The sequence below is a fragment of the Bradyrhizobium sp. UFLA05-112 genome, assembly GCF_053572325.1.
The window spans coordinates 96,199-116,755 of sequence record NZ_JBANBK010000012.1 but is presented as its reverse complement, the minus strand read 5'-3'; the positions used below and the strand labels follow the sequence as shown (position 1 = coordinate 116,755).

19 protein-coding genes are annotated in these 20,557 nt (G+C 64.4%); 13 read left to right on the top strand and 6 right to left on the bottom strand.

Annotated elements, in window-relative coordinates:
- Positions 1–34: 34 nt before the first annotated feature.
- From SO180_RS09830 to SO180_RS09810, 5 genes are all read left to right on the top strand, one after another.
- The gene (locus SO180_RS09830) at positions 35–1,258 is read left to right on the top strand and encodes an ABC transporter substrate-binding protein (protein ID WP_449378602.1); all 1,224 of its coding nucleotides are present in this window, start codon (positions 35–37) and stop codon (positions 1,256–1,258) included.
- A 73-nt stretch (positions 1,259–1,331) separates the two neighbouring features.
- On the top strand, positions 1,332–2,201 hold the full coding sequence (locus SO180_RS09825) for a branched-chain amino acid ABC transporter permease (protein WP_284270329.1): 870 nt from the start codon (positions 1,332–1,334) through the stop codon (positions 2,199–2,201).
- 1 nt (position 2,202) lies between these two features.
- On the top strand, positions 2,203–3,171 hold the full coding sequence (locus SO180_RS09820) for a branched-chain amino acid ABC transporter permease (protein ID WP_449378601.1): 969 nt from the start codon (positions 2,203–2,205) through the stop codon (positions 3,169–3,171).
- A gap of 155 nt (positions 3,172–3,326) precedes the next feature.
- Positions 3,327–3,971 carry a DUF47 domain-containing protein gene (locus tag SO180_RS09815; protein ID WP_449378600.1) on the top strand — a complete coding sequence of 215 codons (645 nt, stop codon included), beginning with the start codon at positions 3,327–3,329 and terminating at the stop codon, positions 3,969–3,971.
- Positions 3,972–4,070: 99 nt separating this feature from the next.
- Positions 4,071–5,075, top strand: coding sequence for an inorganic phosphate transporter (locus SO180_RS09810; RefSeq protein WP_449378599.1), 1,005 nt, complete (start codon positions 4,071–4,073; stop codon positions 5,073–5,075).
- Here SO180_RS09810 and sugE read toward each other — a convergent pair.
- Entirely contained in the window at positions 5,068–5,382 is a 315-nt protein-coding gene (sugE, locus tag SO180_RS09805) for a quaternary ammonium compound efflux SMR transporter SugE (protein ID WP_449378598.1), read from the bottom strand. The two genes, SO180_RS09810 and sugE, sit on opposite strands and share 8 nt — an antisense overlap.
- 156 nt (positions 5,383–5,538) lie before the next feature.
- Between sugE and SO180_RS09800 the strand changes: the two genes are divergently transcribed.
- The 8 genes from SO180_RS09800 (at position 5,539) to SO180_RS09765 (ending at position 14,286) form a co-directional block, all read left to right on the top strand.
- Entirely contained in the window at positions 5,539–7,158 is a 1,620-nt protein-coding gene (locus SO180_RS09800; protein ID WP_449378597.1) for a peptide chain release factor 3, read from the top strand.
- Positions 7,159–7,277: 119 nt separating this feature from the next.
- Positions 7,278–7,850, top strand: coding sequence for a hypothetical protein (locus SO180_RS09795; RefSeq protein WP_449378596.1), 573 nt, complete (start codon positions 7,278–7,280; stop codon positions 7,848–7,850).
- A gap of 74 nt (positions 7,851–7,924) precedes the next feature.
- Positions 7,925–8,509 (top strand): NnrU family protein, encoded by a 585-nt coding sequence (locus SO180_RS09790; RefSeq protein ID WP_449378595.1) that lies wholly within the window; start codon positions 7,925–7,927, stop codon positions 8,507–8,509.
- A 78-nt stretch (positions 8,510–8,587) separates the two neighbouring features.
- Entirely contained in the window at positions 8,588–10,183 is a 1,596-nt protein-coding gene (locus SO180_RS09785) for a class I adenylate-forming enzyme family protein (RefSeq protein WP_449378594.1), read from the top strand.
- Between the two features lie 169 nt (positions 10,184–10,352).
- A complete protein-coding gene (locus tag SO180_RS09780; RefSeq protein ID WP_449378593.1) occupies positions 10,353–11,006 on the top strand; it encodes a tetratricopeptide repeat protein in 654 nt (217 codons plus the stop codon).
- Between the two features lie 42 nt (positions 11,007–11,048).
- Positions 11,049–11,600: a hypothetical protein gene (locus SO180_RS09775; RefSeq protein WP_449378592.1), complete on the top strand. Its 552-nt coding sequence runs from the start codon at positions 11,049–11,051 to the stop codon at positions 11,598–11,600.
- A 50-nt stretch (positions 11,601–11,650) separates the two neighbouring features.
- Positions 11,651–13,033 (top strand): ribosome biogenesis GTPase Der, encoded by a 1,383-nt coding sequence (gene der, locus SO180_RS09770; protein ID WP_449378591.1) that lies wholly within the window; start codon positions 11,651–11,653, stop codon positions 13,031–13,033.
- Positions 13,030–14,286 (top strand): TCR/Tet family MFS transporter, encoded by a 1,257-nt coding sequence (locus tag SO180_RS09765; protein ID WP_449378590.1) that lies wholly within the window; start codon positions 13,030–13,032, stop codon positions 14,284–14,286. The genes der and SO180_RS09765 overlap by 4 nt, the downstream gene beginning before the upstream one ends.
- Before the next feature lie 133 nt (positions 14,287–14,419).
- Here SO180_RS09765 and SO180_RS09760 read toward each other — a convergent pair whose 3' ends face one another.
- The 5 genes from SO180_RS09760 to radA form a co-directional block, all read right to left on the bottom strand.
- Positions 14,420–15,646, bottom strand: coding sequence for an ABC transporter substrate-binding protein (locus tag SO180_RS09760; protein ID WP_449378589.1), 1,227 nt, complete (start codon positions 15,644–15,646; stop codon positions 14,420–14,422).
- Between the two features lie 223 nt (positions 15,647–15,869).
- Complete coding sequence (locus SO180_RS09755) at positions 15,870–16,610, bottom strand: SDR family NAD(P)-dependent oxidoreductase (protein WP_449378588.1); 741 nt, start codon at positions 16,608–16,610, stop codon at positions 15,870–15,872.
- Positions 16,611–16,767: 157 nt separating this feature from the next.
- On the bottom strand, positions 16,768–18,279 hold the full coding sequence (gene purF / locus SO180_RS09750) for an amidophosphoribosyltransferase (RefSeq protein ID WP_449378632.1): 1,512 nt from the start codon (positions 18,277–18,279) through the stop codon (positions 16,768–16,770).
- A 31-nt stretch (positions 18,280–18,310) separates the two neighbouring features.
- On the bottom strand, positions 18,311–18,940 hold the full coding sequence (locus SO180_RS09745; protein ID WP_449378587.1) for a CvpA family protein: 630 nt from the start codon (positions 18,938–18,940) through the stop codon (positions 18,311–18,313).
- Between the two features lie 165 nt (positions 18,941–19,105).
- Positions 19,106–20,551 (bottom strand): DNA repair protein RadA, encoded by a 1,446-nt coding sequence (gene radA / locus SO180_RS09740; protein ID WP_449378586.1) that lies wholly within the window; start codon positions 20,549–20,551, stop codon positions 19,106–19,108.
- Positions 20,552–20,557 lie beyond the last annotated feature (6 nt).

Genomic DNA, 20,557 nt, shown 5'->3' with positions numbered 1-20,557 from the left:
CTGCCAACGAGAAACTTCAAAAAAGGAAAGTTGCATGAAGACCAGGTCAATTGCGTCATTTCTGCTCGGCACCGCGCTGTCGCTCACAGCAGTGGGCGCCGCTTGCGCACAGGACAAGACCGTCAAGATCGGCGCGCTGTCCGATCAGTCCGGTCTCTACGCCGATCTCGGCGGCCCCGGCTCGACGCTGGCGGCGCAAATGGCGGTCGAGGATTCCGGCCTTGTTGCCAAGGGCTGGAAGATCGACATCATCTCCGGTGATCACCAGAACAAGCCGGACATCGGCACCGCGATCGCGCGGCAATGGTTCGACGTCGACAAGGTCGATGTCATCGTCGACGTGCCGAATTCCGGCGTGGCGCTGGCCGTCAACAACGTCATCAAGGAGAAGAACGGGGTCTACATCAATTCGGGTGCTGCGACCTCCGATCTCACCAATGCGCAGTGCTCGCCCAACACCGTGCACTGGACCTATGACACCTATATGCTCGCCCATACCACGGGCCAAGCGCTGGTGAAGGCGGGCGGCGACACCTGGTTCTTCCTGACTGCCGACTACGCCTTCGGCGCGGCGCTCGAGCGCGACACGACGGCGGTGGTGCTGGCCAATGGCGGTAAGGTTGTCGGCGGCGTCAAGCATCCGCTCAACACGCCGGACTTCTCCTCCTTCCTGCTCCAGGCGCAGTCGTCCAAGGCCAAGGTCATCGGCCTTGCCAATGCCGGCGGCGATACCACCAACTCGATCAAGCAGGCGGCCGAGTTCGGCATCACCAAGGGCGGCCAGAAGCTCGCCGCGCTGCTTCTGTTTCTCACCGACGTCAAGGCGATCGGGCTCGAGACCGCGCAGGGCCTCAACTTCACCGAGACCTTCTACTGGGACATGAACGACCAGACTCGCGCCTTCTCGAAGCGCTTCGCCGGGAAGATGAAGAACAGCGCTCCGCCGACCATGGTGCAGGCGGGCGTCTATGCGGGCCTGCGTCATTACTTCAAGGCGCTGGAAGCGCTTGGCGGCAATCCGCACGACGGCGTCAAGGTCGTCGAGAAGATGAAGTCGATGCCGACCGAGGACGATCTGTTCGGCAAGGGCGAGATCCAGCCGAACGGCCGCAAGATTCACAACGCCTATCTGTTCGAGGTGAAGAAGCCCTCCGAATCCAAGGCGCCGTGGGACTTCTACAAGCTGGTCGGCACGGTGCCGGGCGATCAGGCCTTCACACCGCTGTCCGAAAGCAAGTGCGCGCTGTTGAAGAAGTAAGCGGCAATAACGGTTCGCCGGCCAATGCCGGCGAACCACATGAGGAACGCTGAAGGGACTGGGTGCGGGATCGATGCAGGCTCTCTATGCACAGCTACTGGTGGGACTGATCAACGGCTCGTTCTACGCGCTGCTCAGTCTCGGGCTTGCCGTGATCTTCGGCATGCTGAACATCATCAATTTCGCCCATGGCGCTCTCTACATGATGGGCGCGTTCGTCGCGTATTTCCTGCTCAACAATGATTACCTCAGTATCGGCTACTGGCCAGCGTTGATCATCGCGCCGATCGTGGTCGGGATCTTCGGCATGATCCTGGAGCGGACCATGCTGCAATGGCTGACCGGGCTCGATCATCTCTATGGCCTGCTGTTGACGTTCGGTCTGGCTCTCATCATCCAGGGCGTGTTCCAGAACTACTTCGGCTCGTCCGGTCTGCCTTATGCCATTCCCGACCAGCTCAAGGGCGGCATGAATCTCGGCTTCATGTTCCTGCCCATCTACCGCGGCTGGGTGGTCGTCTTCTCGCTGGTGGTGTGCCTTGCGACCTGGTTCCTGATCGAGAAGACCCAGCTCGGCGCCTATTTGCGCGCCGCGACCGAAAACCCGACGCTGGTGCGCGCCTTCGGCATCAACGTGCCGCGCATGATCACGCTGACTTACGGGCTCGGCGTCGGCCTTGCCGCGCTCGCCGGCGTGCTCTCCGCGCCGATCAACCAGGTGCGGCCTCTAATGGGTGCCGACCTCATCATCGTGGTGTTCGCGGTGGTGGTGATCGGCGGCATGGGATCGATCATGGGCTCGATCATCACCGGCTTCGCGCTCGGGGTGATCGAAGGCCTGACCAAGTATTTTTACCCTGAGGCCTCCAACACCGTCGTGTTCGTGCTGATGGTGCTGGTGCTGCTTGTGAAGCCAACGGGACTGACGGGAAGGGCGGCCTGATATGACAGCCTTGACTGACGACACCTTGCCAGTGACGGCGCGCGCGATGCGCGACGAAATGATCGTCTTCGTATTCATGGCGCTGGCCCTGGCTGCCGTGCCGTTCACCAGCATCTATCCGTTCTTCGTGATGCAGGCGCTGTGCTTCGCGCTACTCGCCTGCGCCTTCAACCTGCTGATCGGCTATGGCGGCCTCTTGTCGTTCGGCCACGCGATGTTCCTCGGCACTGCCGGCTATTGCAGCGCGCATGCGCTGAAGGTGTGGGCGCTGCCGCCGGAGCTCGGTATTCTCGCTGGCGTTGCCGCAGCCTTCGTGCTCTCGATCGTGACCGGCTACATCTCGATCCGCCGCCAGGGCATCTACTTCTCGATGATCACGCTGGCGCTGTCGCAGCTCCTCTATTTCATTTACTTGCAGGCGCCGTTCACGCATGGCGAAGACGGCATTCAGGGCATTCCGCAGGGCCATCTGTTCGGGATCTTCGATCTCTCCAAGGCGACGATGCTTTATTACGTCGTGCTGGTCGGCTTCCTCGCCGGCTTCCTGCTGATCTACCGCATCATCAACTCGCCCTTCGGCGAGGTCCTGAAATCGATCCGCGAGAACGAGCAGCGCGCGATCTCGCTGGGCTACCGCACCGATCAGTACAAGCTGCTGGCCTTCATCCTTTCAGGCACGCTGGCGGGCTTTGCGGGCTCACTGAAGGTGTTCGTGGCGCAGAACGCCTCGCTCACGGACGTGCACTGGTCGATGTCCGGTGAGGTGGTGCTGATGACGCTGGTCGGCGGTCTCGGCACCATTTTCGGGCCCGTGGTGGGCGCCTTCGTGATCATCGCCATGCAGCAGTACCTGGCGAGCTACGGCCAGTGGGTGACGGTGATTCAGGGCGCGATCTTCGTGATCTGCGTGCTCACCTTCCGCCGCGGCGTCGTCGGCGAAATCGCGCATTACTTCCGGAGATCTCTGTAAGCATTTGATCAAAAGCCTGTTTTCGCGGTTCTTGAAAGTGGTGGATGAAGTGCTTCGGGCGACGTGACGTGGCACGCGCGCGGCCTGAAAATGGTCTATGACAATTTGGTGACAGTCCTCCCGGACCGGCCAATCTCAACCCGGCAATTATCCCCATGATGCGTTGGTTTCGCGCCTTCCTTCCCAAGGAGGAACGGTTCTTCGATCTGTTCGACCGCCACGCCCAGACCGTGATCCACGGCTCCATCGCGCTCCAGGGCATGCTGAACGGCGGCGAGGAGACGCCGGTCTATTGCCAGCGCGTCAACCAGTTCGAGAATGATGCCGACAACATCACGCGCGAAGTGCTGACCGCGGTGCGCCGCACCTTCATCACCCCGTTCGACCGCGGCGACATCAAGAACCTGATCACCTCGATGGACGACGCCATCGACCAGATGCAGCAGACCGCCAAGGCTGTGATGCTGTTCGAGGTCCGCGCCTTCGAGCCGCCGATGCGTGAGATCGGCGGGCTTTTGATCGAGTGCGCCAACCTGGTGGGCCGCGCGCTGCCGCTGCTTCAGGAGATCGGCAAGAACGTCGCCATGCTGACCGCCATTACGGAGGAACTGACCAAGCTGGAGGGGCGGGTCGACGATCTCCATGACATCGGGCTGAAGGAGCTGTTCTTGAAGCACCGCGACGGCAACGCGATGGATTTCATCGTGGGTGTCGAGATCTACGATCACCTCGAGAAAGTCGCGGACCGCTTCGACGACGTCGCGAACGAGATCAACAGCATCGTCATCGAACAGGTCTAGCGCATGATCCGGAAAAGTGTGCAGCGGTTTTCCCTCGCGACAAACGCGGAGCGCGTTTGCGCCGAGATCATGCGCAAATCTTAAAACAGGAACCGCGCCGTGGATGCCGTGTTGGGTCTTCCCATCCTGGTCGGACTGATCGCAGTCGCGCTGCTGTTCGATTTCCTGAACGGCCTGCACGACGCCGCCAATTCGATAGCCACCATCGTCTCGACCCGCGTGTTGCGGCCGCAATTCGCGGTGTTCTGGGCTGCGTTCTTCAATTTCGTCGCTTTCATGGTGTTCGGCCTGCACGTCGCCCAGACCATCGGCACGGGGATCATCGATCCCTCGATCGTCGACGCCCAGGTGATCTTTGCGGCTCTTGTCGGCGCTATCATCTGGAACATCGTCACGTGGGCGCTCGGCATTCCGTCGTCGTCGTCACATGCGTTGATCGGCGGCCTCGTCGGCGGCGGCATGGCCAAGGCCGGGATTTCGGCCGCGGTCTGGAGCGGGCTGACGAAGACCGTGCTGGCGATCGTGCTCTCGCCGCTGGTCGGCTTCCTTCTGGCGATGATGCTGGTTGCGATCGTCTCCTGGGCCTCGGTGCGCTCGACGCCGTTCGCCGTCGACCGCGCCTTCCGCATCCTGCAATTCGCCTCCGCCTCGCTCTATTCGCTCGGGCATGGCGGCAATGACGCCCAGAAGACCATGGGCATCATCGCCGTGCTGCTCTTCTCGCAGGGCCAACTGAGCGGTGAGTTTTACGTGCCGTTCTGGGTGGTGCTGTCGTGCCAGGCGGCGATGGCGATGGGCACCCTGATGGGCGGCTGGCGGATCGTGCGCACGATGGGCCTGCGCATCACCAAGCTCACGCCGATGCAGGGTTTTTGCGCCGAGACCGGCGGTGCGGCAACCCTGTTCATGGCGACCTTTCTCGGCGTGCCCGTGTCGACCACCCACACCATCACCGGCGCGATCGTCGGTGTCGGTGCCGCCCGCCGTGTCTCGGCGGTGCGCTGGAACGTGGCAAGCTCGATCGTCTATGCCTGGGTGATCACGATACCGGCGTCCGCGATCGTCGCGGGACTCTCCTGGTGGGCGGTGCAGTTTTTCAGGTAACGAGCTTCAACCCGACGATGCCGCCCACGATCAGCCCAATGCTGGCGAGGCGCAGCGCCGTGGCCGGCTCGCCGAACAGGATGATCCCCAGGGCTGCGGTGCCGACCGCGCCGATCCCGGTCCAGACCGCGTAAGCGGTTCCAATCGGCAGCCACTTCAGCGCCAATCCGAGCAGGATGACGCTGCCGGCCATGGCGGCGAGCGTGAGCACGGATGGAACGAGCCGCGAGAAACCATCTGTGTATTTGAGGCCGATCGCCCAGCCGACCTCCAAAAGACCGGCGACGAACAGGATAGTCCAGGCCATGACGCCCCTTCGTTCAAGGCAGGGTCGTCCCCGCGACTAATGTGCCGATTAAAGGAAGGTCGTCCTTCCCGGGGTGGATATGGGACTGGCCGAGGCGCCCCGCAATCACCAGATGACCCTTGATTAGGCCCGTTTTCCCTGCCAAACGCTCCCGCCATGTCCGACATCGCCATCACAGCCGAATCGCCGGCCCGTTCCCCGCTTGCTACCGAAGTGGCGCGGCGGCGGACCTTTGCGATCATCTCTCACCCGGACGCCGGCAAGACCACGCTGACGGAAAAGTTGCTGCTGTTCGGCGGCGCCATCAACCTTGCAGGCCAGGTCAAGGCCAAGGGCGAGCGGCGCAACACGCGCTCGGACTGGATGAAGATCGAGCGCGAGCGCGGCATCTCCGTCGTCACCTCGGTCATGACCTTCGAGTTCGAGGGCCTGGTGTTCAACCTCCTGGACACGCCCGGCCACGAGGACTTCTCGGAAGACACCTATCGCACGCTGACAGCCGTCGACTCCGCCGTCATGGTGATCGACGCTGCCAAGGGCATCGAGGCGCGAACCCGAAAGCTGTTCGAGGTGTGTCGTCTTCGAGATATCCCGATCATCACCTTCATCAACAAGATGGACCGCGAGAGCCGCGACGTTTTCGAGCTGCTCGACGAGATCGAGAAGACGCTGGCACTCGACACCACGCCGATGACCTGGCCGGTCGGCCGGGGCCGCGACTTCCTCGGCACCTATGACGTCGTCAATGGCGGCGTACGCCTGCTCGAGGGCGGCGGCGCCAAGACGGGTGCTGCGCAGCAGACCGAGATCGAGGAACTGACCAAGCTCAACGCCAATCTCGATGTTGCCGCCGTCAAGGACGAGCTCGAGCTCGTCACCGCGGCCTCCAAGCCATTCGATCTGGGGGCGTTTCGCGAAGGCCATCTGACGCCCGTTTACTTCGGCAGCGCGCTGCGCAATTTCGGCGTCGGCGACCTTCTGGAAGGCCTTGGCAAGTTCGCACCCGAGCCGCGCGCGCAGGAAAGCGACCAGCGCAAGGTCGAAGCAACCGACCCACGCATGAGCGCCTTCGTGTTCAAGATCCAGGCGAACATGGATCCGAACCATCGCGACCGCATCGCCTTCGCGCGGCTGTGCTCGGGCAAGCTCAGCCGCGGCATGAAGGCCAAGCTGGTTCGCACCGGCAAGAGCATGCCGCTGTCGAGCCCACAATTCTTTTTCGCGCAGGACCGCTCGGTCGCCGACGAAGCCTTCGCCGGCGACGTCGTCGGCATTCCCAATCACGGCACCTTGCGCATCGGTGACACGCTGACGGAAGGCGAGGATTTCACGTTCGTCGGCGTACCGAGTTTTGCTCCGGAAATCGTCCGCCGCGTCCGGCTTACCGATGCGATGAAGGCGAAGAAGCTGAAGGAAGCGCTTCAGCAGATGTCCGAAGAGGGCGTGGTGCAGGTGTTCCGCCCGCGCGACGGCGCGCCGGCGCTGGTGGGCGTCGTCGGCGCGCTGCAGCTCGACGTGCTGAAGGCGCGGCTCGAGGCGGAATATTCGTTGCCGGTTGAGTTCGAGGTGAGCGAGTTCCAGCTGGCCCGTTGGGTCTCCTCGGATGACCGCAAGAAGCTCGACACCTTCATCGCTGCCAACACGTCCAGCATCGCTGACGATGTCGATGGCGATCCCGTGTATCTGGCACGGAACGAATTCTATCTCGGCTATACCCGGGAGCGCGCCGAGGGTATCGAGTTCGCCAACGTCAAGGACGTGAAGAAGAAGGGGTAGGCGGAGCCCACTCTCCGCTGTCATGCCCGAACCGAACGCGCGCATGTGAACGCCGGTGGGCTTGACGCGTCGACGGCCGGTGCCACGTTTGAAGCATGTGGCATTGCGGTCTGGCGGTCATGTGGCGCTGCATCCTTATCCTGCTCTTGGTGACGGTAACACCGGTCTCTGCCGATGCACGGTACCGACACTTCCATTCGAGTCCCTACTTCAACGAGCCTTTCTCCTACGAGCCTTGCGGCGGTCCATTTCAGGGACCCTGTATCACCGAGATACCCTTTCCGTTCGGCGAGACGCTCCAGGTCACGGTCGAGACGGTTCCATCGCAGGCCGACAGCGCGAAGTACCAGAAGCCGGATCATGACCTCGACACGATCAGCGACCTGTTCGCGCAGTTGCGCTCGTGCTGGTCGCCTCCCTCGACCGACAATGCGCGGGAGGGCATGCAGATGTCGGTACGTTTCAGCCTCAACAGGTCGGGCAGGCTCATCGGCCCGCCGCACCTGACCTTTGCGACGGCGGGCGCGTCGGCGGACACGCGAACCACGTACCTAGATGCCATCAACGCGTCGTTGAATGCCTGCCTGCCGCTGAAGCTCACCGACGGTTTTGCCGGGGCGCTGGCCGGACGGCCGATCGCGATCCGCTATGTCGACAATCGCGAGTTGACGCCCCCCACGACAAAGCAATGACCGCGAATGACGCATTGCGGGCGATGGGCTTCAGGTGTTACCCGATAGACGGCGCTAGTTGAGGGGAGGACGTCATGGGTCTGCTGGTGATGATCCTGGGGCTCGCTTTGTTTTTCGCCGCCCACACGTTCACGACCAAGCGCGAGGCGCGCGCTCAGGCGATCGCGCGGCTGGGCGAGGGCACCTACAAGATCCTCTATGCGCTGGTCTCGCTGGCCGGCCTTGCGCTGATCGTCTGGGGTTTTTCCCATTATCGCGCGGCGGGCATGTGGAATGTTTGGGAGCCGCCAACTTTCCTGAAGCACATCACCGTCGCGCTGATGCTGCCGGCCGTGATCCTGGTGGTGGCGTCCTACATCCGCGGCCGCATCTATGCGACGCTGAAGCACCCGATGCTGGCCGGCATCAAGCTGTGGGCGGCGGCGCATCTCTTGGCCAATGGCGATCTCGGCTCCATCATCTTGTTCGGCTCGTTCCTCGGTTGGGCGGTGTATGACCGGATCTCGTTGAAGCATCGCAAGGATGCTGGCGGCCCGCCGATTCCGGTTGGCGGTGTCACCAACGATCTGATCGCCGTCGCCGTCGGTGTCGTCGCCTATCTGGCGCTCGCCTTTGCCTTCCATCCCGTCGTGATCGGCGTTCCCGTGATGGGAGGCTAGCGCCAGCCGATCAGCGCAAGACAAGAGCGGCTGTCCGTGCGGGAAAAGTGACGAGAATAGCAAGCCGGGAGCCGCCCGATGGACTGGTCGCAATCTCAGCTTCCCCCGATGCGGCTCGAGGCGCGCTTCGGAGATCGCATCGTGAGTACATTCTGCGAGCGGCCGGCAAGTCTCTGGGCGATGATCGCGGAAGCATCCGATCGCAATCCCGACGGTGAAGCGCTGATTTGCGGCAATGCCAGGCTGACCTGGCGGCAGGCCGTCGAGCAGTCGGCGCGGATCGCGGCCGGACTTCGCAGGCTCGGCCTGCAACGTGGCGACCGCGTCGCGCTCCTGCTCGGCAATCGCATCGAATTTCCATTGATCCTGTTTGCTGCTGCGCATGAGGGCCTCGTCACCGTACTGCTGAGCACGCGCCAGCAGAAACCCGAGATTGCCTATGTGCTCGCCGACTGCGGTGCCAAGGTCTTGATCCACGAGGCGGTGCTGGCCGACCGTCTCCCGGAGCCGCGCGATGTCCCCGATGTGGCGGATCGTATCGCGGTCGACGATGACGTGCGTTTGTCGCGCTTCTCCGATCTCAGCGATCACGCGCCTGCGGCTACGCCGGCGCACGTCGGCGAAGAGGATACCGCGATGATCCTCTACACCTCAGGCACCACCGGCAAGCCCAAGGGCGCGATGCTCGCCCATTGCAACATCATCCATTCCTCGATTGTCTTCGTATCTTGCCTAAAGCTCACGGCGGCGGATCGTTCGATCGCGGCGGTGCCGCTCGGCCACGTCACCGGCATCGTCGCCAACATCACGACGATGATCCGCTGCGCCGGTACGCTGATCATCATGCCGGAGTTCAGGGCGGCCGACTATCTCAAGCTCGCCGCGCGCGAGCGCGTCACCTACACGGTGATGGTGCCGGCAATGTATAATCTCTGTCTGCTCCAGCCGGACTTCGACAGCTATGATCTGTCGAGCTGGCGCATTGGCGGCTTCGGCGGTGCGCCGATGCCGATCGCGACCATCGAGAAGCTGGACGAAAAAATTCCCGGCCTGGAGCTGATGAACTGCTATGGCGCGACCGAGACCACGTCGCCGTCGACGATCATGCCGGGCGAGCTTACCGCACGCCACATCGACAGTGTCGGCTTGCCCTGTCCCGGCGCGCGGATCGTCGCGGTTGACGCAGAGGGGCGCGAACTGCCGCGCGGCGAGATCGGCGAGCTCTGGATCGGAAGCGCGTCCGTGATCAAGGGCTATTGGAATAATCCGAAGGCGACCGCCGAGAGCTTTACCGGCGGCTTCTGGCACTCCGGCGACCTCGGCTCGGTCAATGCCGACGGCTTCGTCCGCGTGTTCGACCGCCAGAAGGACATGATCAACCGCGGCGGCCTGAAGGTCTATTCCGCCGAGGTGGAATCAGTGCTGGCCGGACATCCGGCGGTGGTCGAGAGTGCGATCATCGCAAAACCGTGTCCGGTGCTCGGCGAGCGCGTCCATGCGGTGGTCGTCACGCGTGAAGCGGTCGCAGGCGAGGCGCTGCGTGCCTGGTGCGCCGAGCAGCTCTCCGACTACAAGGTGCCGGAGACGATCGTCCTCACGGCCGAGCCGCTGCCGCGCAACGCCAATGGTAAGGTGCTCAAGCGGAAGCTGCGAGAGGCTCTGGCCGGATCATGAACCGCGCCGGAACCCGGTAGGGGCCACGGCGGAGGGTTAACGCCTTGATCCGGCTCGCTTTGCCTTGCCACCGCCATATCGATAGCGTATCGCAGCCGCGACGCGGGGACGGGATTCCTCACGCGAACGCTATGGCGCGCGCTCCCGGCCGGGCATGGGATTAGCATAAGTGTCTGAATTATTTGACGAAGTCGACGAGGAAGTACGTCGCGAACAGCTCAAGAAGCTGTGGGACAAGTATTCGATCTACTTCATCGCCCTGATGGTGCTGGTCGTGGCCGCCGTCGGTGGCTGGCGCGGCTACCAGTACCTGGAGGCCAAGAAGGCCGCCGAGGCCGGTGCCGCCTTCGAGAAGGCCGTGGAGCTGTCCGAGCAGAACAAGCATGCCGAGGCCGAGGCGGCCTTCACCGAGCTCGCGGCCAAGGCTCCCCGGGGCTATCGCACGCTGGCGCGCTTGCGCGCCGCGGCTGAGGCAGCTGCACGCGACCCCAAGGCTGCCGTGAAGATGTATGACGATATCGCAGCCGACAGCACTGCTGGCGCCGAGCAGCAAGCGCTCGCAAAACTCCGCGCCGCAGGGCTTCTGATCGACACCGCGGCCTATGCCGACATCCAGCAACGGCTGGAGGCATCCGCCGCGGCCGGCTCCACCTTCCGCCATAGCGCACGTGAACTGCTGGCCCTGTCGGCCTGGCGCAATGGCGACGCAGCCGCCGCACGCAAATGGCTGGATGCAATCGCCGAGGATGGTGAAACCCCGCAGGGCCTGCGCTCGCGCGCCGAGGCCTTGCAGGCTCTGCTGCCGCCGGTCGCCAAGAGCTGACGGCCCAAGAATAGTTGCGAGAACAGTTGAACGAGACTTGAGATGCGCCGTACGCAACGTTTGATCGCAGCCGCTGTTCTGATCGCCTTCTCGGGCCTCCTTGGCGGCTGCTCGAGCGGCGGGTTCGATCCGAGCGACCTCATGGACTGGCTCGACACCAAGAAGAAGCTGCCGGGCGATCGCAAGCCGGTCTTCCCCGAGGGCGTGCCCGGCCTGGAGCAGGGCGTGCCGAGAGACCTCTACAAGGGCGCACAGCAGCCACAGGACCAGCAGAATGCGGACGCCGCGGCTGCTGCTGCCGCAGCCCCGCCGCCCGAGCCGCCGAAATCCGCCAAGGCCGCGAAGTCGAAGAAGACCAAGCAGCCGGCGGCAGCCGCCGCAGCGCCGGCCGGCGAAGTCGACGGCGAGGCCCAACCCGAAGCAGCGCCCGCAGCGGCACCGCCACCGAAGCAGAAGATCGTGCGCAAGCGCACCACCGCGCCGCCGCAGGATCAGGATCAGACCACCCAGCCCGCGCAAGCGACGCAGACCACACAGCAGCAGTCGCAGGGAGCTTTCCCGGCGCCGATGCCGAGCGGCAGCTTTACGCGCTGACATTTTTCACTGCATTGACAGGCGCAGCCCCGGCAGCGCACGAATGACCAATGTCTTTTACGATCGCCATCATCGGCCGGCCCAATGTCGGAAAGTCAACGCTGTTCAACCGCCTGGTTGGACAGAAGCTCGCGCTCGTCGATGACCTGCCCGGGGTGACCCGTGACCGCCGCGAGGGCGATGCAAAGCTTGGCGATCTCGCATTCACCATCATCGACACGGCCGGTCTCGACGAAGGCGCCAAGGGGTCGCTGACCGCGCGGATGCAGGAGCAGACCGAGGCCGCGATCGCGCAAGCCGACGCACTGTTCTTCGTCATCGACGCGCGCGTCGGCCTCACGCCGACCGATCGCGCCTTTGCCGATTTCGCCCGCCGTGCCAACAAGCCGGTGCTGCTGGTTGCCAACAAGAGCGAGGGCAAGCACGGCGACGCCGGCGCGATGGAAGCCTTTGCGCTGGGCCTCGGCGATCCCATCCAGATTTCCGCCGAGCACGGCGAGGGCATGGGCGAGCTCTACGATGCCTTGAGCAGGCTGATGCCGGAGCCGCTCGATGAGGATGAGGGCGAGGACGAGGAGGAACTGTCCGAGGAGGAGGCCGCCAGGCGTCCGATCCGGGTTGCGATCGTCGGCCGCCCCAATGCCGGCAAGTCGACGTTGATCAACCATCTGCTCGGCGAGGAGCGCCTCTTGACCAGTCCGGAGGCGGGCACCACGCGCGACTCGATCGCGGTCGAGATCAACTGGAAGGGGCGCGATTTCCGAGTGTTCGATACCGCGGGCCTGCGCCGCCGCTCGCGCATCGAGGAGAAGCTGGAGAAGCTCTCGGTCGCCGATGCCTTGCGCGCCGTGCGCTTTGCCGAAGTCGTCGTGCTGATGATGGACGCGCAGCACCGCTTCGAGGAGCAGGATCTGCGCATCGCCGACCTGATCGAGCGTGAGGGCCGTGCCGTCGTGCTGGCGGTCAACAAATGGGACCTGATGGAGAGCAGGGGCGGCGGCGCGATCTCCAACCTGCGCCGCGATGCCGATCACTGGCTGCCGCAGGTCAAGGGCGTGCCGATCGTCGCCGTCTCCGGCCTGATGGGCGAAGGCATCGACCGCCTGATGCAGGCGATCCAGGATGCCTATGCGGTCTGGAACAGGCGCGTGCCGACCTCGGCCCTGAACCGCTGGTTCGAGCAGGCGATCCAGGCCAACCCGCCGCCGGCGGTTTCGGGGCGCAGGCTGAAGCTCAACTACATCACCCAGACCAAGGCGCGCCCGCCGAGCTTCGTGCTGTTCTGCTCGCGCGCCGATGCCGTCCCGCAGGCCTATTTGCGCTACCTCACCAACTCCATGCGTGATGCCTTCGAGTTGCCGGGCACGCCGGTACGGATCACGTTGCGCGAGAAGGCCAACCCGTTTGCGCACAAGCGCAAGCGGTTGTCGTGAGCGGCGAGGCGGGTGAGGCGATAGGCTCGGATGCCGCGCCGATCCGGCGCGGTGCGGTCGCCTTCATCTTCGTCACCATTCTCCTCGACATGCTCGCGCTTGGTGTGATCATGCCGATCCTGCCAAAGCTCATCGAGAGTTTCGTCGGCAACGACACCGCGCACGCGGCCCGCATCTTCGGCCTATTCGGCACCGCATGGGCGTTGATGCAGTTCGTGTTCTCGCCGGTGCTGGGTGCGCTGTCCGATCGCTTCGGCCGGCGGCCGGTGGTGCTTTTGTCGAACTTCGGCCTCGCCGCCGACTACGTGCTGATGGCCCTTGCGCCGTCCCTGATCTGGCTGTTCATCGGGCGCATCATCTCAGGGATCACATCGGCGAGCATCTCGACCGCCTTTGCCTATATCGCCGACCTGACACCGCCGGAGCGCCGCGCTGCGGTCTTCGGCAGGATCGGTGCGGCATTCGGTGCGGGGTTCATCTTTGGGCCGGCGCTGGGCGGTCTGCTCGGCGATATCGATCCGCGGCTGCCGTTCTGGGCTGCGGCGGCGTTGAGCTTCGCCAACGCGGTTTATGGCCTCCTGATCCTGCCGGAATCACTATCTGCGGATAGGCGCGCGCCGTTCCGCTGGCGTAGGGCAAATCCGCTCGGCGCGCTGCATCTGTTGCGCTCGAACGCGGTGCTCGCGGGCCTTTCCGTCGTCAATTTCACCGCGCAGGTGGCGCACGTCGTGCTGCCCTCGACCTTCGTCCTGTATGCGACCTATCGTTATGGCTGGGATTCCAAGACCGTCGGCCTCACGCTCGCGATGGTCGGCATCTGCGCCATGGTGGTGCAGGGGCTCGGCGTCGGCCCAATCGTGCGCGCGCTCGGCGAGCGCAACGCGCTGCTCCTGGGTTTGAGCTGCGGTGCCATCGGCTTTCTGATCTTTGGGAGTGCGCCGACCGGCCCCCTATTCTGGCTCGGCATTCCCGTGATGTCGCTGTGGGGCGTATCAGGCGCGGCCGCGCAATCGCTGATGACGCGGCTCGTCGCACCTGATCAGCAGGGACAATTGCAGGGCGCAACCACGAGCGTACAGAGTGTGTCGCAGCTCGTAGGGCCCTTCCTGTTCACGCTGACGTTTTCCTATTTCATCGGCGGCAGCGCGCTCTGGCATTTGCCCGGCGCGCCGTTCTTGCTTGCTGCGGTGCTGATGATCATAGCGGTGATGATCGCGATGCGGACGCTGGTCGCGACGAAGGCGGCTTCGTAGGGTGGGCAGAGCGACTTGTCCGCCGTAGCTCGAAGAGCGATGGCGGAAGCGTGCCCACCGCTTCTATCACAGCGATGGAGGAACGGTGGGCACGGCGCTTTCGCGCCTTTGCCCACCCTACGACAGTGTCGCTTTACTTCTTCACCAGCGGACACTCGCTCGCCTCGAGCGGCTTGGCAGCGTCTTCCGGTGCGATGGTGGCGACCAGCTTGTAATAGTCCCACGGGCCCTTCGACTCTTCCGGCTTCTTCACCTCGAACAGATAGGCCGGGATGAGGCGGCGGCCGTCGGCGCGCAGCGGGCCCTTGCCGAACAGCGGATCATCCGTCGGCAGTTCCTTCATCTTGGCAACGACCTTGGCGCCGTCATGCGGGTTGCTGCCGAGCGCGTCCATCGCCTTCAGATAATGCAGGATGCCGGCATAGAGACCGGCGACCGTCATCGACGGCATCGAGCCCTTCGGCGAGACCTTCTGGAATCGCTTCGACCATTCGCGCGTCTGGTCGTTGAGATCCCAGTAGAAGGACTCGGTGAAGGTCAGCCCCTGCGCGGTCTTGAGGCCGAGCGAGTGCACGTCGTTGATGAACAGCAGCAGCGCTGCGAGCTTCTGGCCGCCCGCCACGATGCCGAATTCCGATGCCTGCTTGATCGCGTTGGTGGTGTCGCCGCCGGCATTGGCGAGGCCGATGATCTTGGCCTTCGACGACTGCGCCTGCAGCAGGAAGGAGGAGAAGTCGGACGAATTGAGCGGATGCTTGACGCCGCCGAGCACCTTGCCGCCATTGGCGGTGACGACCGCGCTGGTGTCGCGCTCCAGCGCGTGGCCGAAGGCGTAGTCGGCGGTCAGGAAGAACCAGCTGTCGCCGCCGGCCTTGGTCAATGCCTTGCCGGTGCCGTTCGCCAGCATGTAGGTGTCGTAGGTGTAGGAGATCGTGTTCGGCGTGCAGGCCTTGCCGGTGAGATCGGCGGTGGCCGCGCCCGAATTGAGCAGCACCGAGTTCTTTTCCTTGACGAGGTTGTTCACCGCGAGCGCAACGCCCGAGCTCGGCGTGTCGGAGATGACGTCGACCTTGTCGTTGTCAATCCACTGCCTTGCGATGTTGACGCCGACGTCGGGCTTGTTCTGGTGATCGCCCGAGACGACATCGATCGTCCAGCCCTTGGCCTTCAGGCCGGAATCCTCGACTGCCATCTTCACGGCGGCAACCGAGTTCGGCCCGCCGATGTCGGCATAGAGGCTCGACATGTCGTTGAGCACGCCGATCTTGACGGTCTTGTCTTGGGCGGAAGCCGAGGTGGCGAAGCCGAGGCCGGCACAGGTCAACAGCGCGGCGTAGCGCCACGCGCGCAAGTTTTTCATTGTATTCCCTCCAACTGTTGATGCCGGGACGGCCCTCTTGGATGGGGCTTTTGACCATCGGCGTGATCGGTCACGATCTTGATGTGTCCGATAGCGTGTCCTGATGCTTGCGGCAATGCGCTAATCGTAGCGGTCCGGGCGATCGGTTAATCCGATCGTCTCTTGCTGACTTAAATTTCATCAATCCGTCGCGTGGCCGCGCGTCGGCCAGCATGCGCGGGCCTCAGGCTGGCGGCCGGAAGCTCATCAGCGTGCGCAACTTGTAGTCGTAGAATTTGCCGGTTTCCGCCCAGTCAGGCGCGCACATCGGCACGATGAACTCGGCCGCCTGCTCGGGCGTGTCGAGCGTCAAGGGATCCTCGCCCGGCATCAGGGTCGCGCGCATGCGGGTGCGGATCGGCCCGGGATTGAACAGGTTGACGCGCAGTTTCGTGCTCGCGGTCTCCTGCGCCCAGGCGCGCGCCAGCGTTTCCAGCGCAGCCTTGGAGGCCGCGTAGGGGCCGACATAAGCGGTCGCCTTGTTGGCTGCGCCCGAGGTGATGAACACCGCGCGGCCGGCGTCGGACTGTTTCAGCAGTGGCTCCATGCAGCGGATGAGCTGGAAATTCGCCGACACGTTGATCGCCATCACATCGGTGAAGGTCTTCAGCTCGATATGGCCGAGCGGCGAGGAGGGGCCGAGCACGCCGGCATTGCCGACGAGAATGTCGAGCTTGCCGTGGCGCTCATGCAGCGCGGCGCCGAGCCGCGCGATACCGTCGAAGTCGGTGAGGTTGAGTGGCACCAGTGTGGCGTTGCCGCCTGATTTCCGGATCTCGTCGTCGAGCTCTTCCAGCCCGCCCTGCGTGCGCGCGACCGCGACGATGTGCGCACCGGCTTTTGCCAGCGCGATCGCGGTGGCATAGCCGATGCCGCGCGAGGCGCCGGTGACGAGAGCGATGCGGTTGGCGAGGAGTTTTGTCATGGCGGGGTTTTACAGGCGTGGATGGCCGGGACAAGCCCCCGCTTGGTCGTCATTCCGGGGCGATGCGAAGCATCGAACCGGAATCCGGAGATTACGATACGAGATCGAGATTCCGGGTTCGCGTTACGCGCGCCCCGGAATGACTGCTGGGGACGGACTAACTCGCCTCCGCCAGTAGCGACAATTGGCGCGGCTGCTGTTCGGTCTGGGTCTGGTCGGTGAGATGCGTTGGATAGGCGCCGGTAAAACAGTGATCCGAAAACTTCGGATTGGCCGGGTCGCGTCCGGGCTCGCCCATCGCGCGGTACATGCCGTCGATCGACAGGAAGGCGAGCGAGTCCGCCCCGATGATCTCGCGCATCTCTTCCAGTGAATGCGTTGCCGCGAGCAGGCCACCGCGATCGGGCAGGTCGATGCCGTAGTAGTCGGGATAGAGGATCGGTGGCGAGGCGAGACGGAAGTGCACCTCGGTCGCGCCCGCATCGCGCATCATGCGCACGATCTTCTTCGAGGTGGTGCCACGCACCAGCGAGTCGTCGATCAGGATGATGCGCTTGCCTTCGATCGCGGCGCGGTTGGCCGAGTGCTTCATGCGCACGCCGGATTCGCGGATCGCCTGCGTCGGCTGGATGAAGGTGCGGCCGACATAGTGGTTGCGGATGATGCCGAGCTCGAACGGCACGCCGGAGAACTGGCTGTAGCCGACCGCGGCGGGCACGCCGGAATCGGGCACCGGCACCACCACGTCGACCGGCACGTGGCTCTCCCTGGCGAGCTGCGCGCCAAAGGCCTTGCGCACCTCGTAGACCGAGCGGCCATGGACGATGGAATCAGGCCGGGAGAAATAGATGTATTCGAAGATGCAGGGCCGCGGGGCCATCGGCGGGAACGGCTTGTGGACGTCCTGGCCGTTCTCGTCGAACACGATGACTTCGCCGGGCTCGATGTCGCGCACGAAGCGCGCGCCGATGATGTCGAGTGCGCAGGTCTCCGACGTCAGGATCGGGCAGCCGTCGAGCTCGCCGAGCACCAAGGGGCGAATGCCGCGCGGATCGCGCGCGCCGACCAGCTTCTTGTTGGTCACCGAGACCAGGGCATAGGCGCCTTCGATCTCGCGCAGCGCGTCGATGTAGCGTTCGATGAAGCGGTTGCGCTTGGACCGCGCCACCAAATGCAGGATCACCTCGGTGTCGGTGGTCGACTGCATCATCGCGCCGTTCTTGACGAGCTCGCGGCGCAGCGTCAGGCCGTTGGTAAGGTTGCCGTTATGAGCAACCGCCAGGCCGCCGGCATTCAGTTCGGCGAACAGCGGCTGCACGTTGCGCAGGATCGTGGCGCCGGTCGTGGAGTAGCGGACGTGGCCAACCGCGACACTGCCGGGCAGGCGGTCGATCACCTCGCGGCGGGAGAAGGTGTCGCCGACGAGGCCGAGGCGGCGCTCGGAATGGAAGCGGGAGCCGTCGTAGGAGACGATGCCGGCGGCCTCCTGGCCGCGGTGCTGCAGGGCGTGGAGGCCGAGGGCGGTAATGGCGGCGGCGTCGGGGTGACCGTAGATGCCGAATACGCCGCATTCCTCGCGTAGCGTATCCCCCTCGAGATCGTCCTGAAGCTCGAGCCCGGCCGGGGGGAGGTCGAGATCAAGCTGGGCGTTCCAGTCGGGGTTTTGCATCTCGTCCATCGCGCCTCTCTTCGGGCTCAATTCAACGCGCCGCGGGTTTCTCGATCAGCTTTTTAAGGCTGTCACGAGCCGGTTTACTGTAGCCGTCGCTGCCGCCCGCAGGCTGCTGCTCGGTATCAGCTTGATCATCATCTGGTTTGTTTTTCTTGAATCTCTTCAAGATGGTGTTCTCGGGGTCATCAGGCAAGAGCGACATCAGCCAATCCCCGGTTCCCTGCAAGACCACCCGGGACTTCGCTCCCGTGACCCAGTCCGGGCGCTGCTTGTCCGGGACCAGCCAGGTGAAGAACAGGAAGGCAACCACCACGATCAGGAGACCGCGCCCCAGGCCGAACAGGAAGCCCAAGGTGCGGTCCAGGGCGCCGATCCGGGAATCCAGGATCATGTCGGAGATCCGGACCGTGATCACGGAGACCACAATCAGCGTGCCCACGAACACGCCGGCCACGACCACGACGCTCGCGACCGTGTCGTTGTTGAAGTACGTCTTGGCGGTCGGCAGCAGCTTCGAGAATGAATAGAGCGTCACGATCGCCGCCGCGCCCCAGGCCGCGATCGACAGGATTTCGCGCATGAAGCCGCGGACCATGGCAAGCAGGCCTGAGATCAGCATCACACCGAGCAGGATCAGATCGAGGAGTGTAATCGGCATCGGCTGGTCTGGTCCGCTCGTACTCTCAAAGATGCTCGGCGAATCGGTGTTTTGGCCGCCGCCCTAAGTGAGGGGCAGACGGCGTTCCCGGCAAGTCCGGAACCACGCGATCCCGCCGCTTTGTGACGGCTGTATAGCGGCGGGGCCGGGGATCGTCACCTCCACCTAGCCCTCTCCACGGCGGAATCTGGCGGGTGTGGCATTTTTCTCGGGCTGACTTGTGGATTCGCCCCGGCGGGAGCCGCGGGCGGCGATCTCGGCGACCAGCGTGGTCAGGTTGTTCACGGCGTTGAGCGACAGCCCCGCGTCCCCGCCGGCTTCGCCTCGGGCCGATTCGGGGAGCACGGCGCGGCTGAAGCCGAGTTTTGCGGCCTCTTTCAGCCGCGCGGGGGTCTGGGCTACGGGCCGCACCACGCCGGAGAGCGAAATCTCGCCGAAATAGACCGCATCGGTGGGTAACTGCGCGTTAACCAGCGAGGATACCAGCGCCGCTGCCGCGGCGAGGTCGGCGGCCGGCTCGTGGATGCGCAGGCCGCCTGCGACGTTCAGATAGACGTCGTGGCCGGACAGCTTCACGCCGCAATGGGCTTCCAGCACCGCCAGCACCATCGAGAGCCGGCTCGGGTCCCAGCCGACCACGGCGCGGCGCGGGGTACCGAGCGAGGTCGGCGCCACCAGGGCCTGTAGCTCGACCAGCAGGGGGCGGGTGCCCTCGATCCCGGCGAACACGGCCGTGCCGGGGGTGCCGAGGTCGCGTTCGGACAGGAACAGCTCGGAAGGGTTGGTGACCTCACGAAGGCCAAGGCCGGTCATCTCGAAGACGCCGATCTCGTCGGTGGGGCCGAAGCGGTTTTTCACGGCGCGCAGGATACGGAATTGCTGCGAGCCTTCGCCCTCGAAGGACAGCACCGCGTCGACCATGTGCTCGACCACGCGGGGGCCGGCGATCTGGCCGTCCTTGGTGACGTGGCCGACCAGGATGATGGCGGCGCCCGTCTTCTTGGCGAAGCGGATCAGGGCCTGCGCGGAGGCGCGCACCTGCGTCACCGTGCCGGGCGCGGACTCCACCGTGTCGGTCCACATGGTCTGGATCGAGTCGATCACGATGAGGCGGGGGACCGCCCCTTCCGACAGCGTCGAGATGATGTCCTCGACCGAAGTCTCCGCGGCGAGCTGCACCGGCGCGTCCGACAGCCCGAGCCGTTCCGCGCGCAAGCGCACCTGAGCGATTGCCTCTTCGCCGGAGATATAGACGACGCGGTGGCCGGCACGGGCCAGCAAGCTCGTGGCCTGGGTCAGCAGCGTCGATTTGCCGATGCCGGGATCGCCGCCGACCAGCAGCACCGAGCCGCGCACGAAGCCGCCGCCGGTAACGCGGTCGAGCTCGGTCATCCCCGATGACAGTCGCGGGGCGTCGGGGCTTTTTCCCGCCAGGCTCTCCAGCGCGAAGGTGCGCCCCTTGCGCTTGGAGCGGATCGACACCGGCACGTTGCCGGTCGCGTCCTCCTCGGCCAGCGTGTTCCACTCGCCGCAGGCCTCGCACTTGCCCTGCCAGCGGTTATAGGCTGCGCCGCAGTTCTGGCAGACGAAGGAGAGCGTGGATTTGGCCATGGGGAC

Excerpts from the sequence above, each read along its gene's own strand:
- SO180_RS09830 (WP_449378602.1), top strand. The coding sequence starts at position 35 with ATGAAGACCAGGTCAATTGCGTCATTTCTGCTCGGCACCGCGCTGTCG.
- SO180_RS09825 (WP_284270329.1), top strand. The coding sequence starts at position 1,332 with ATGCAGGCTCTCTATGCACAGCTACTGGTGGGACTGATCAACGGCTCG.
- SO180_RS09820 (WP_449378601.1), top strand. The coding sequence starts at position 2,203 with ATGACAGCCTTGACTGACGACACCTTGCCAGTGACGGCGCGCGCGATG.
- SO180_RS09815 (WP_449378600.1), top strand. The coding sequence starts at position 3,327 with ATGATGCGTTGGTTTCGCGCCTTCCTTCCCAAGGAGGAACGGTTCTTC.
- sugE (WP_449378598.1), bottom strand. The coding sequence starts at position 5,382 with ATGGCCTGGACTATCCTGTTCGTCGCCGGTCTTTTGGAGGTCGGCTGG.
- SO180_RS09800 (WP_449378597.1), top strand. The coding sequence starts at position 5,539 with ATGTCCGACATCGCCATCACAGCCGAATCGCCGGCCCGTTCCCCGCTT.
- SO180_RS09795 (WP_449378596.1), top strand. The coding sequence starts at position 7,278 with ATGTGGCGCTGCATCCTTATCCTGCTCTTGGTGACGGTAACACCGGTC.
- SO180_RS09790 (WP_449378595.1), top strand. The coding sequence starts at position 7,925 with ATGGGTCTGCTGGTGATGATCCTGGGGCTCGCTTTGTTTTTCGCCGCC.
- SO180_RS09785 (WP_449378594.1), top strand. The coding sequence starts at position 8,588 with ATGGACTGGTCGCAATCTCAGCTTCCCCCGATGCGGCTCGAGGCGCGC.
- SO180_RS09775 (WP_449378592.1), top strand. The coding sequence starts at position 11,049 with ATGCGCCGTACGCAACGTTTGATCGCAGCCGCTGTTCTGATCGCCTTC.
- der (WP_449378591.1), top strand. The coding sequence starts at position 11,651 with ATGTCTTTTACGATCGCCATCATCGGCCGGCCCAATGTCGGAAAGTCA.
- SO180_RS09760 (WP_449378589.1), bottom strand. The coding sequence starts at position 15,646 with ATGAAAAACTTGCGCGCGTGGCGCTACGCCGCGCTGTTGACCTGTGCC.
- SO180_RS09755 (WP_449378588.1), bottom strand. The coding sequence starts at position 16,610 with ATGACAAAACTCCTCGCCAACCGCATCGCTCTCGTCACCGGCGCCTCG.
- purF (WP_449378632.1), bottom strand. The coding sequence starts at position 18,279 with ATGCAAAACCCCGACTGGAACGCCCAGCTTGATCTCGACCTCCCCCCG.
- SO180_RS09745 (WP_449378587.1), bottom strand. The coding sequence starts at position 18,940 with ATGCCGATTACACTCCTCGATCTGATCCTGCTCGGTGTGATGCTGATC.
- radA (WP_449378586.1), bottom strand. The coding sequence starts at position 20,551 with ATGGCCAAATCCACGCTCTCCTTCGTCTGCCAGAACTGCGGCGCAGCC.